We start from the raw sequence: 12,587 nt of genomic DNA, 5'->3' as shown, positions 1-12,587 counted from the left end.
ATGCAGCACTTAAGGTTGCTTTAAATAAGGCCAAGCTGCTTTAAGATAAATAAACATTGACCATAAAGTTAAAATGACTGCCGTATATAACAAAGCATATGCGAGCATTTCTAAAGGCTGCCAATTGAGTAAGAACACACTAATGGCAATCATCTGAAAGGCTGTTTTATATTTACCTACAGTCGATACTGCCACACTGGTTCGTGCGCCAAGTTCCGCCATCCATTCACGTAAAGCAGAAACTGTAATTTCGCGTGAAATAATCACAATTGCTGCAAAAGCCATTGAGATCGTTGGATTCCACTGTACTAAAACGATCAGTGCAGCCGCCACCATGAGCTTATCTGCAACTGGATCTAAAAAACGGCCAAATGCTGAAGTTTGGTTTAAAGTTCGTGCCAAATAGCCATCAAACCAATCGGTAATAGCAGCAAACACAAAAATAGCCGTCAAGATAATATGACGACTCATACTTCCTTCATGCTCACCAATACCCATTGCAGGCGGCCAATACGCGATCACCAAAAATACAGGAATAAGCGCGATACGCGCTAATGTTAGGATATTTGGGATATTCAGGATTCGCCCTGTGGTCATAAACACCGCCAATTAAGTCTTCATGCATCTTGTAACAGACAAAAATACTTTCTTCAATATTGTATCTATCTGTAACAGCCACTTTATACGAAATATATGAATCGAGGAAGTGGACTGCTTAGGTAAATACCGTAACAGTTTGCCGTAAAATTGCAATTAAATGATCATTTTGGTCCCAAAGATGGGCATATTCTGTGGAATAACCTTCACCTGCATATTCAGTTACCACTTTATATTTAAACCAGTCACACAATTGATGTGGAAACGGATGTACATAGGTAATGTGCCAAGTTAAAGAGCTCGCAGGAGCAACTTGCTTAAACATTGGCAAGACACCAGGCGGCCAAATATCCATCAAAACAATTAAATCTGGCAAAGTCATTTGACGATTTTCATGCTTATCGGGATTAAACCTTGACCATCCTCCAAAGTCAGCATACTGACTTCCTGTAACAGGATAATGACCTTCTGCCCAACATACATCAAAATGTTGATAGCATTCTGGCATTTGTCTAGCAAAAGGAATAGGTTGCAACTCTTCAGGTTGCCTATAAACTGGAACGATAGGCTCATGTCGCACTTCAATATTCGATGCACGAGGCACACCAAAGCTTGCGACCAAAATCGTTTGTACCGCCCCATCTTGCCATAAACGTGTTTCAAGTGTAGTGACCGACTTTCCTTCTCTTAAAATTTCAATAGTCAATTGGGCAGGTCCCTGCTGTACAGGGCCCACGAAAGTAACACTACAACTTAATAATCTTTTATTTGGATCTTGAATATTGCAGCAAGCTTTTTGCATGAGTAGTCCAGCAACAAGACCACCAAAAACAGTTCGTCCTTGTAACCACCCTTCGGGTATTTCAATCGATTCCTTTTGCTTTATTTCTTCAAACAATTGCAGTAATGACATTCACTTCCCTAAAGCACTCCGACTCTTGATGAAACATCTTTCATCATTTTAAAGAGAATGTGAATGATCATTCTTCTACTTATATGCCAACTATTTGGTCACTCGGCATAGAAACCTATCGTTATTCATGCAGAATTTTATAAATCGTTCTTGCCATCATTTCACCAAAACCAGGCACAAGGGTAAGCTCTTTTTCAGATGCTTTTAAAACACCTTGAATCCCACCAAAATGGGTTAATAAATCTCGACGGCGCTTTGGCCCTAACCCTGGAATTGCTTCTAAAACTGAGGTACTTCGACGTTTGTCACGTTTAGCACGATGCTTGGTAATCGCAAAACGATGGGCCTCATCACGCACCTGCTGAATTAAATGCAATGCCTTATGGTCTTCCGGTAACTGGATTTTTGTGCCATCGGTAAAATGCAGAGTTTCAAGTCCGGGTTTACGCCCTTCACCTTTAGATACACCTACCATAAAAGCGTCCAGCCCAAGCTCTTGCATGACTTCCATTGCCATATGGAGCTGGCCTTTACCACCATCAATCAACAGCAAATCAGGCAATATGGCCTTTTTATAACGTCGTGTTAAGGCTTGACGCATAGCAGCATAGTCATCGCCTGCTGTAATGTCTTGAATCGCAAATTGGCGATAGTCACGCTTACGAGCGCCCCCTTGATCAAACACAACACATGAGGCAATTGGGGCTTCCCCCATGGTATGACTAATATCAAAACACTCAATACGATCGACAGGTCTTCCCACTACTTGCTCTAACTGATGGAAACGCTCATTAAGCTCTAAATGATTACTCAACTGCCCCTTAATGGCATGTTGAACGTTCATTTCGGCTAGCTCCAGCCACTCGGCACGAGTTTCTCGAACATTATTCTTAATCTGAACTTTTTTGCCAAACTGCTGTGCCAATGCTTCTTCTAATTCTTTGCAGTCAGGCAAAGCAATATTTACGATAAGCTCATTGGGAACTTCATCTGCAACCTGAAAGTAAAAATTCGCCATAAAGTCACTGAGCATTTGCCCAAGATCATCACCGAGCATGTCTGGGAAATAACTTTTTCCACCCAGCATTCGCCCGTTGCGTACATACATAATTTGCACGCATGTCACACCTGCCTGGTATGCAATTGCCAGAATATCCGCTTCGCCTTTGACTTTAAACACGGCTTGTTGCGCTTGAACTTCACGCAGTAAAGACAATCGATCACGGTAAAAAACAGCTTTTTCAAATTCAAGCTCAGCCGCTGCTTGTTCCATTTTGGCAATGAGTTCTTGATTAAGCTCTTTGGTATCACCTTGCAAAAAGCGAATACTATTATTAACGTCTTCTTTATAATCTTCGGGTGAAATCAGACCTACACAAGGGGCTGAACATCGCTTGATTTGATATTGCAAACATGGACGCTTGCGCTGTGCAAAATAACTATTTTCGCACTGACGCACATTAAAAAGTTTTTGCAAAACCAGTAACGTATCGCGTGCACTATAGGCACTTGGGTACGGGCCAAAAAACTTACCAATTTGGTGCTTACCTTTACCACGCCCACTAGCAAGCCGAGGATAAGGCTTATCAGCCGAAACAAAAATATAGACATAAGACTTATCGTCCCGCAGCATAATGTTATACGGCGGGCGGTGTTGTTTAATTAAGTTTTGTTCTAAGAGTAAAGCTTCGGTTTCTGAACGAGTAACCAAAGTTTCAATATCATAAATTCGCGCAACTAAAGCTTGTGTTTTAGGATGCTCAATCGTTTTAACAAAATAACTCGACACCCGATTTTTTAGATTTTTTGCTTTACCGACATATAACAATTCACCCTCCTTCCCTAGCATTTTATAAACACCTGGAAGCTGGGTCATGTTGGCTAAAATTTTTTCAATATGAGGACGAGCGTTTTGATTCACTATTGGCATGCATGGCTTAATACTGAATACCTAATGTGATGTTTTCATCCTTACTTTTCAAGTGCTTTACTGTGCCAGAACATAAATTTGGAAAGCGATTTAAATATGGTCCGACAGATTGTGTCGTACTTGCTTAAGAGTCTAGACGATAGTAACTATATTTAACGTCTTTTTCTTTGTAGACAGCATAGGTTTTTTGACGAAAATCCGAGAACCAACCATTGCCTGTATAGCCTGCAATATGACCATAAGTGTGGCCACTAGTTCGCTCAATAATGTAAATGTCACCTTCTTGTGGACGGTTGAAAGCAGGTTTAATTTTCTTATAACCATTCTTTTCTAGCGTTTGCCCCCAATCAGAAGCAGCTACAGGATGCTTTGACACATCTGCTCCAGCCGCTTGTAGAGCAATACGGATATTTTGGGCGCATTTCTCTTTACTATGGTTGGCAGAGATACTTTCGAGCTTACTCGAGAACTTATGCAGATTAATATTTTGATCTTCAGTTTTATGATTTTTAGTTCTAGATCGTTTAGATTTTTCAGTCGTCGAAGCGGCTTGTCTTAACATCACTTTTGTTTTTAAATCGCCTTGAGAACGGTCTTCTTTTCTCTCTTCGATATGATGAACATGTGCATGAGCTGCGTGATGAGCATGAGCCATTTTAAAACCTACTTCCGCTGACCAGTCTTCGAAAAAACCGCGCCATTGTAGAATCAAAATTACCTATTGGCTTTTAATAGTTGTAACAAATTGCCAGCACTGTGAAATAGGTCACAAAAGTTATTAAATGCTTTATGTCATAAAAAACGCCCTTTCGGGCGCTTTAATATTTGTATAAATATACATTACAAATCAAATTCAATTACTGAGCTTAAAACCCTACTTGTAAAAGTAGAGTATTTGCCCGTAATTGGTTAATCGCATTCCTTTCAATACGACTGACTAAGCATTTATAAAGAGTTTTAGGATTAATTTAAATTATTTAAATAAACCGTTCGCTCTATCGTTTTTTGAGTAAAGCACTGTGTATATTGCATCTCTTGGTTTTGTTTACGCATATCAGCCGTCCAATAATCGGATTGCTTTTGGTAAGTTTCTAAGTCTTTTTCAGGAATTTCATCTACAGTCTTTTGTGCCAGCACCTTACATTCAACATCACGTTTTTTAAACCAATCCAATTGATCTTGTTTAAATTGAATTTTTTTCTCAGCACTCAATTTGTCCCAAGTCTGATTTAAGCGGTCCACTTGCTTCGCTTTGTCACTATCCAATTCTTTTTTACGAACATCCATGGCTTCCTGAGCCAAAACAGTCTGCTCTTCATTATTTTGTTCAGATATTTGCTGATTTTCTTCAATATTTTCTTCGATCAACTCATTTTGTTTAACATAGGCTGCATATTGCACAGCTTTAGTGGCAACAAAAACCAATCCTTCAATCACACTATTTTGAGTTGGCAAGTCAAACACCAAACCCTCTTTATCTGTTTTTGTGATGTTATAGAAAAAGTCACCTTTCAATTGGTCATTTTCAAGAGTCAAAGATGATTCATTATCCGAAAAATAGTCATTGAGCGTCTGTGATTCTTCATCAGAATGACGCAGCTCTTCAATATATGCTTTTTCCGCACGTTTTTGTAAACCTTTCGGCAGTGAAATGACCAATTGGCTTTCACAGCTTAATTGTGTATTTTTTTGGCTTTCGTCTTCTAATGGTAAAGTGCGGATATTTTTAATTTCAAACTTCAAACCTTGATTAATTTTATTAAGAATATCTGCATCAACCTGATATTGACTTTGTCTTAAGCTACGTTCAATTTGCTTCAAATATTCTTTTTTCAAAGAAGTTTGAATCTGTTTTAAATTCTCAGGGTGTGTACAACTCCAATCCGAAACTACCTCAACTTTTTCTGTTTTTGATTTTGGCTCTGGCTTAGATTTATCACATCCAGTCAATATTACTGCTGCACTGAATGTAGTTATTACTAAAGCTTGTTTTATCACCGTATTCATTTATATTCCACGCAAATTTTTAAATTTTTTAAGTACAAGAAAGGTATATATTTACCAGTTGTATTATCATCCCAATAATTAATATAAAATTCACCTAAAATTTTAAATAAAGTACTATTCATGCTAATAATCTTTTTCTAAATGCATAAAATAAATGCAAATTATTTAAATAATCAAAATAAAAAAACGCCCTTTCGGGCGCTTTAATTAAAATACATATGGTCGAACAAAAATCAGGAAGAAAATTCCAAGCATCAAGAACCATTTTAAGACGTAATACAACTTACGGTTATTAGCTTTTAAAGCCTTAGCTTTAATACGAATTTGATAGATATAACCAAAAGCTTTATTTAGACCACCTGTTTGGTCGCCTGTTTCATTCGGTGAACTTGCCGCAGTCATTACATTACGACCAAACCAATGGTTGAAACGCTCCATCCATTTTACTTTCATTGGACGTTCAACGTCTGCAAAGAAAATAATACGGTTTTGGTCAGTCTTATTTTCAGCATAGTGAATATAAGTTTCATCAAACACGACACTTTGACCATCACGCCAAGAATATCTTTCGCCATCGACATCAATAAAACAACGGTCATCATTTGGTGTAATTAGACCTAAGTGATAACGCAATGAACCTGCATACGGATCACGGTGTCTTACCAAACGGCTGTCAGGTGCAAGCTCGGTAAACATTGCTGCTTTAATTGTCGGCAATGTTTTAAGAAGTGCTGTAGTTTTTGGGCAAAGCTCAGCAGCAGATGGATGACTCGATTCATACCATTTGAGGTAAAAACGCTTCCAACCTGTTTTAAAGAATGAGTTAAAACCTAAATCGTTATAGGTACTTGAAGCTTTAATCCCACCTTGGTCATATAAAGCTTTCGCTTCATCACGAATCATTTCCCAATTTTCATCCAGCACTTTTAAATCTTTAAAATGCTGTGTGTCGATATAAGGCTGATTCGGCACCTTTGAAAAGATGTACATTAAAAAGTTAATCGGTGCGAGCAAGGTTGAATGGTCAAAAAATTGACGATAAAACGAGTGACGCACTTTGCCGCGATGTTGGATATACAATGCTGATATCACAAAAATCGCTAATATGATCCACTTAATCATATTGCTACTCTTTCAAAAGATTAGGGGCAACTTCACCTTATATTTAAGGTAAAAGAAACCAGAAGTTTATTTAATTGGCGCAAATTTTAACAAAATTGACTTAGAAAAAGCGAATGTAAAAAAATTAAGTCAAATAATAGACAATACTGTTGTAATAAAAATTTTAAATATAGTGTATTTTTCCATAACTTTAAGGAAGTGAAAATTTATCACTATTGCTACTGTTATTTACAGATGACCCTATTAACAATTGACATTTTTGACAAAAAATTAACTTTTAAAAGTTACTCGTTTTTATATAAAAATTTGATAATTGCGATGCGTTATAAAGAAAAAATTAAATTAAAACAAATGTGTTGGACTAGCACCTATCTTTATGATTTCTTTTATGCATTTCATATAGATGAATTGAATAGTAAATAAGATGACCCTTGCGTCACGGCTTGATACAACTTGTCAGGTTTTTTTTAGATATAGTTATCGTAAGATTAGCGAAGCATAAATGTGTACCTAAGATGTGCACACGCTTCATAACATCAACTTAGAAGTCCTCCAAAACTAAGGAGATCAGGCATGATCCACGCTGGCAATGCCATTACCGTCCAAATGCTTTCGGACGGAATTGCAGAATTCCGCTTTGACTTACAAGGTGAGTCGGTCAATAAATTTAACCGTGCAACAATTGAAGATTTCCAAGCTGCTATTGCTGCGGTAAAAGCAAATAATGATATTAAAGGCTTAGTTGTTACCTCAGGCAAATCGACATTTATTGTTGGGGCAGACATTACCGAATTTGGTGAAAACTTCGCACAAGGCGAAAAAGCGATTGTTGACTGGCTTATGCCTGTTCACGAAATCTTCAATAGCTTTGAAGATTTAGAGATTCCAAAAGTTGTTGCTATTAACGGTATGGCGTTAGGTGGCGGTTTTGAAATGTGTTTAGTTTGTGACTATCGTGTGATGTCAGAAGCTGCACAAGTGGGCTTACCGGAAATTAAACTTGGTATTTACCCAGGTTTCGGCGGTAGCGTACGTTTAAGCCGTCTGATCGGTATCGACAACGCGGTTGAATGGATGGCGATGGCTGCTCCTAAAAAACCGGCTGCTGCCCTAAAAGATGGTGCGGTAGATGCGGTTGTAGCTGCTGATAAATTACTTGAAGCTGCAACTGACTTAGTTAAGCAGGCAATTTCTGGTCGTTTAAACTGGAAAGCAAAACGTCAAGAAAAGCTTGAAGCTGTAAAATTGAACCCACTTGAACAAATGATGGCGTTCAATACTGCAAAAGGTGCAGTGCTTGCTAAAGCAAACCCTGCTCAATACCCTGCTCCAAAATTATTACTTGATTCATTACAAGCGGGTGCAAGCCTTGCGCGTGACGAAGCATTAAAAGCGGAAGCGGAAGGTTTTGCAAAAGCTGCGATTACGCCACAAGCTGGTGCATTGATTGGTTTATTCCTCAATGACCAAGTTGTTAAGAAAACTGCTAAAAAATATGAAAAAGGTGCACACCCTGTAAACCAAGCAGCTGTACTTGGCGCTGGTATCATGGGTGGTGGTATTGCTTACCAAGCAGCAAGCAAAGGTACACCAATTATCATGAAAGATATTGGTAATCCACAACTTGCTTTAGGTATGAAAGAAGCGAACAGCTTGCTAACAAAACAAGTTGAACGCAAGAAAATGAAACCTGCGCAAATGGGTGAAACGCTTGCACGTATCCGTCCTACTTTAAGCTACGATGAGTTTAAAGAAGTCGACATCGTGATCGAAGCGGTTACAGAAAATCCAAAAGTTAAAGAAATCGTTCTTGCAGACACTGAAAAGCATGTTCGTGAAAACACGATTATTGCGTCTAACACGTCTACAATTTCAATTACACGTTTAGCGAAAGCATTACAACGTCCTGAAAACTTTGTAGGTATGCACTTCTTCAACCCAGTTCACATGATGCCGCTTGTAGAAGTCATTCGTGGTGAAAAGACTTCTGAAGAAGCGATTGCAACTACTGTTGTGCTTGCTCAAAAAATGGGTAAAACACCAATCGTTGTAAACGACTGCCCAGGGTTCTTGGTTAACCGTGTATTGTTCCCTTACTTTGGTGCGTTTGACCTTCTTGTAAAAGACGGCGCAGACTTCCAGCAAGTTGACAATGTAATGTCTAAGTTTGGCTGGCCAATGGGCCCTGCTTACCTCATCGACGTTGTTGGTATCGACACGGGTGTTCATGGCGCAGAAGTTATGGCTGAAGGTTTCCCAGACCGTATGAAGCCAGACTACAAAGGTTCAATCCAAGCAATGTACGAAGCTAAACGTCTTGGTCAAAAGAATGACGTTGGTTTCTACAAATATGAACTCGATAAGAAAGGCAAGAAAGCAAAAACTGTTGATCCAACAGCGTATGAAATCATTGCTCCTTTCGTAACGGGTGAAAAACGCGAGTTTGATAACCAAGAAATCATTGACCGCATGATGCTTGCTTTCTGTAACGAAACAGTTCGTTGCTTAGAAGACAATATCGTTGCAACTGCTGCTGAAGCAGACATGGCAATGATTATGGGTGTAGGTTTCCCTCCATTCCGTGGTGGTCCATGTCGTTATATCGACCAGACAGGTGTTGCTGAATATGTTGCACTTTGCGACAAATATGCGCACTTAGGTAAGGCTTATGAAGCGCCACAAATGTTGCGTGACATGGCTGCTAACAACAAAAAATTCTACGGTTAAGGAGCAACGTGAATGGCTACTTTAAATCCACGTGACGTTGTCATCGTTGATGGCGTACGTTCTGCAATGGGTAAAACCAAAAACGGTATGTTCCGTAATGTACGTGCTGACAGCTTATCTGCTGAATTGGTTCGTGCACTCGTTGCCCGTAACCAGTTTGATGTAAACGAAGTTGAAGACCTGATCTGGGGCTGTGTAAACCAGACTCTAGAACAAGGTATGAACATTGGCCGTAACATCGGCTTATTGGCTGACTTACCAAAAACTGTTGCTGGTCAAACAGTAAACCGTCTTTGTGGTTCTTCTATGCAAGCGCTTCATACTGCTGCTGCACAGATTGCAACAAACCAAGGTGATATTTTCATTATTGGTGGTGTAGAGCACATGGGCCACGTAGGTATGATGCATGGCATCGACCTAAACCCAGAAGCATCTAAACACTATGCAAAAGCATCTAACATGATGGGCTTAACTGCTGAAATGTTAGGTCGTATGAATGGCATTAGCCGTGAAGAGCAAGACGCTTTTGGTGTTGAATCTCACCGCCGTGCTTGGGCTGCAACTCAAGAAGGTCGTTTCAAAAACGAAATCGTTGGTGTTGAAGGCCACGATGCTAATGGCTTTAAAATCCTTTGCGACATCGATGAAGTAATTCGTCCAGATGCAAACCTTGAAGCGTTCAAAGCATTACGTCCTGTATTTGACCCGAAAGGTGGTACGGTAACGGCTGCTACATCTTCAGCTTTATCTGATGGTGCTTCTGCAATGTTACTTATGTCTGCTGAACGCGCACAAGCGTTAGGTTTAAAACCACGCGCTGTAATTCGCTCTATGGCCGTTGCAGGTTGTGATGCAGCAATCATGGGTTACGGTCCAGTTCCAGCAACTCAAAAAGCGCTTAAACGTGCTGGTTTAACGATGGCTGATATTCAAACTATCGAGTTAAACGAAGCATTTGCTGCTCAAGGCTTATCAGTAATGAAAGGCTTAGGTATTTATGACAAGCAAGACATCATTAACTTAAATGGTGGTGCGATTGCTTTGGGTCACCCACTAGGCTGTTCTGGTGCACGTATCACCACTACATTGTTGAACGTAATGGAACAACAAGATACTCAAATCGGTCTTGCGACCATGTGTATCGGCCTTGGTCAAGGTATTGCAACAGTGATCGAACGTGTTTAATTAACACCAAGATAAAAAAAATCCCCGCTCAATGCGGGGATTTTTTATGCTGATTTACTTATATCAGCAGAATCTAATAATTTTTGAATCTCGTATTTAACATATGGAGGTGTTTTACCAGAAATAAGTGCACCTTCTCTAATCCGACACAATAAACCATATTCAACTGGAGTATGTAAAGACAGGCGTCCATTTTCTACACCTCTTTTGATTGGCTCATATTCCTCGTATCTCAAACCTCTATAATTAACATAGCTTTGATGGCTAATGAACTCATGCTCACCAGATTCAATAATACAACTAGTATCATGTATCATACCTGGACGTACAGATGTAAAATTAACTTGAGCTAAGTGAAGTTTTTTTCCAAAACTTGTATCTATTGGTACCTGAGGATCAAATAATACAACAAATAGATGATTTCCAGATGGTCCCGAAGGCACTAATAAAGTGTCACCAGCTTTTGCATCCCACTGTATACTCGATAAAGTCTTTGTAATTTGTTCTTCATTCGCTTTTTTATTATCTTCTGAATTATTACCTTCGACCATGAAATTAAGCAGTCCTATACCAAATTTGAAAAAAAACTATCTATATCTGATTCTTCATTCAGGTAATCTTCAATGCTTGAAGCAGTTTGTTCATCAAACTCTAAAGCTTTAAATAAATCTCTATATGTTATTGGTCTACTTGACCCATTCGGATCTGACCATTCTGGACATCCACCATTGTGCGTATAGTCTCGAATTTCCCATTTATTCATATGACCAAACTCATTCCATACTTCTTCTAAAATATTTTGGTCATCTTTACTCAAGTATTTTAAATCACTATTTATAGAAATATTTGATTTTAGAGAAATATTATAATTTTCTTTATCAGATAAAAGTTCTCTCATATATGTATTTCTACAATTTCCATTTAATCTATCATAAGTTAAGGACAGAACTGGACCATGAGGCATTGAGACAAGATAGTCGCCAATTATAGGAAAATGGTGCTGTTTAAAAGACTCTCTTTCAGCAAGATACATCAATTTCATTAATTTTAAAACAGGCAATTGACCATCAGATCTAGAAAGAAAGTACGCAGCTACTTCTGCTGCTTTAACATCACTAAATAGATTCATAATAATCACCTTTAAACATCTCATTTATAAATATTAGAATATAGAGATTACAAATATTAAATTAATGCTAATTTTATCATTTTTGTCTAAAAAATGTCTATCAGCTACAGATGAATAGCAAAAAATTCAAAAACTATTTTGAGAGAAGTTATCTTCACAGATTAATAAAATTACGCAATACGAATTAATTTTTTCATTCTACTGATACCTTTCGCACAAAACCATATACTATTTCATATAATCCATTGATAAATTTATAAATAAAAAAAATAAGTTACATAATAATCTTGGAAAGGACCTTCTAGTGTTTATTTTTAACGGCCTTTTAAACCATCTTGAATTTGCTGTTGTAAATTTATGAGGTCATTAAGGTTAACTTTCATCGTACCATCACGATAAGCACCAACATTACTTCGGTTAATATTCAAAGGTCTTAACATTTCAAAAATGCCATTGGTTGGATCAGAAGACTGTATTCCACCCGCTACCGCTAAAATGTATTGTTGTAAGAATGGAGAAAGTTGAGACAAATCAGGCTGTGCCATAACTGGCTGATAATCTACTGTAGTCATACCTTCAGGGACTAAAGCATTCTGTATATCGTAATGAGTTTTATACTCATGATGTTGCAGCGCCTGACGCACTTTTTTATCTTCTTGGAAGGGTACAAATCCCACCTCTTCACGTAGCTCAGATTCAGCCATAACGCGAATTGTTGGTAAAGTAGCCACTTCTTCTGCTTGAACAGTCGGTAAACCCATAAAAGCAAATGCAGCAATGAAGGCTGATTGTTTTAGAAAGTTCATAACTTGCTCCAAAAATCAGTCACCCTATTTCAATTAAAAGATGATGATTAAATTAAAAGTATCTATAAATAGGCTACAACAAAGTCGAATATGATTCAGTAAGGCTCAGATAAACGGTAAATATAATTAAAATTTTTAATGTAATAGTAAGGGACTTTATTTATTCAAGAA

Annotated in this window: 13 protein-coding genes; 3 read left to right on the top strand and 10 right to left on the bottom strand. The window is 38.2% G+C overall.

The window, feature by feature from the left end; genetic code table 11:
- Positions 1-9 precede the first annotated feature (9 nt).
- The 7 genes from pgsA to lpxO all read right to left on the bottom strand — a co-directional run bounded on the left by pgsA (position 10) and on the right by lpxO (position 6,569).
- Entirely contained in the window at positions 10-597 is a 588-nt protein-coding gene (gene pgsA, locus MKL51_RS00950) for a CDP-diacylglycerol--glycerol-3-phosphate 3-phosphatidyltransferase (RefSeq protein WP_002114808.1), read from the bottom strand.
- A gap of 118 nt (positions 598-715) precedes the next feature.
- A complete protein-coding gene (locus MKL51_RS00945; protein WP_032053002.1) occupies positions 716-1,510 on the bottom strand; it encodes a thioesterase family protein in 795 nt (264 codons plus the stop codon).
- Positions 1,511-1,631: 121 nt separating this feature from the next.
- Complete coding sequence (uvrC, locus tag MKL51_RS00940; RefSeq protein WP_032053005.1) at positions 1,632-3,431, bottom strand: excinuclease ABC subunit UvrC; 1,800 nt, start codon at positions 3,429-3,431, stop codon at positions 1,632-1,634.
- 133 nt (positions 3,432-3,564) lie between these two features.
- Positions 3,565-4,095 carry a peptidoglycan hydrolase gene (locus tag MKL51_RS00935; protein ID WP_032005700.1) on the bottom strand — a complete coding sequence of 177 codons (531 nt, stop codon included), beginning with the start codon at positions 4,093-4,095 and terminating at the stop codon, positions 3,565-3,567.
- 308 nt (positions 4,096-4,403) lie between these two features.
- Positions 4,404-5,447: a DUF1311 domain-containing protein gene (locus tag MKL51_RS00930; RefSeq protein WP_081032076.1), complete on the bottom strand. Its 1,044-nt coding sequence runs from the start codon at positions 5,445-5,447 to the stop codon at positions 4,404-4,406.
- On the bottom strand, positions 5,444-5,569 hold the full coding sequence (locus MKL51_RS00925; RefSeq protein ID WP_081032075.1) for a hypothetical protein: 126 nt from the start codon (positions 5,567-5,569) through the stop codon (positions 5,444-5,446). Before MKL51_RS00925 ends, MKL51_RS00930 begins: the two co-directional genes overlap by 4 nt.
- An 85-nt stretch (positions 5,570-5,654) precedes the next feature.
- Positions 5,655-6,569, bottom strand: a complete 915-nt coding sequence (gene lpxO / locus MKL51_RS00920; RefSeq protein ID WP_032005703.1) for a lipid A hydroxylase LpxO — start codon at positions 6,567-6,569, stop codon at positions 5,655-5,657.
- A 306-nt stretch (positions 6,570-6,875) separates the two neighbouring features.
- Between lpxO and MKL51_RS00915 the strand changes: the two genes are divergently transcribed.
- The 3 genes from MKL51_RS00915 (at position 6,876) to fadA (ending at position 10,481) form a co-directional block, all read left to right on the top strand.
- A complete protein-coding gene (locus MKL51_RS00915; protein ID WP_086264367.1) occupies positions 6,876-6,992 on the top strand; it encodes a hypothetical protein in 117 nt (38 codons plus the stop codon).
- Positions 6,993-7,142: 150 nt separating this feature from the next.
- Positions 7,143-9,296 carry a fatty acid oxidation complex subunit alpha FadB gene (gene fadB / locus MKL51_RS00910; protein ID WP_032005705.1) on the top strand — a complete coding sequence of 718 codons (2,154 nt, stop codon included), beginning with the start codon at positions 7,143-7,145 and terminating at the stop codon, positions 9,294-9,296.
- Between the two features lie 12 nt (positions 9,297-9,308).
- Positions 9,309-10,481, top strand: coding sequence for an acetyl-CoA C-acyltransferase FadA (gene fadA / locus MKL51_RS00905; protein ID WP_005065826.1), 1,173 nt, complete (start codon positions 9,309-9,311; stop codon positions 10,479-10,481).
- Positions 10,482-10,525: 44 nt separating this feature from the next.
- Here the strand turns inward: fadA and MKL51_RS00900 are convergent, their stop codons facing one another.
- The 3 genes from MKL51_RS00900 to MKL51_RS00890 form a co-directional block, all read right to left on the bottom strand.
- A complete protein-coding gene (locus MKL51_RS00900; protein WP_050450586.1) occupies positions 10,526-11,032 on the bottom strand; it encodes a hypothetical protein in 507 nt (168 codons plus the stop codon).
- A gap of 14 nt (positions 11,033-11,046) precedes the next feature.
- A complete protein-coding gene (locus MKL51_RS00895) occupies positions 11,047-11,610 on the bottom strand; it encodes a Panacea domain-containing protein (RefSeq protein ID WP_032005709.1) in 564 nt (187 codons plus the stop codon).
- 314 nt (positions 11,611-11,924) lie between these two features.
- Positions 11,925-12,416 (bottom strand): hypothetical protein, encoded by a 492-nt coding sequence (locus MKL51_RS00890; protein WP_032005710.1) that lies wholly within the window; start codon positions 12,414-12,416, stop codon positions 11,925-11,927.
- Positions 12,417-12,587 lie beyond the last annotated feature (171 nt).

It is taken from the genome of Acinetobacter sp. AOR18_HL (assembly GCF_027855145.1).
In the GTDB taxonomy this organism is placed as follows: domain Bacteria; phylum Pseudomonadota; class Gammaproteobacteria; order Pseudomonadales; family Moraxellaceae; genus Acinetobacter; species Acinetobacter pittii.
The sequence above is the reverse complement of the archived record's forward strand: the minus strand, read 5'-3'. Positions and strand labels throughout refer to the sequence as shown.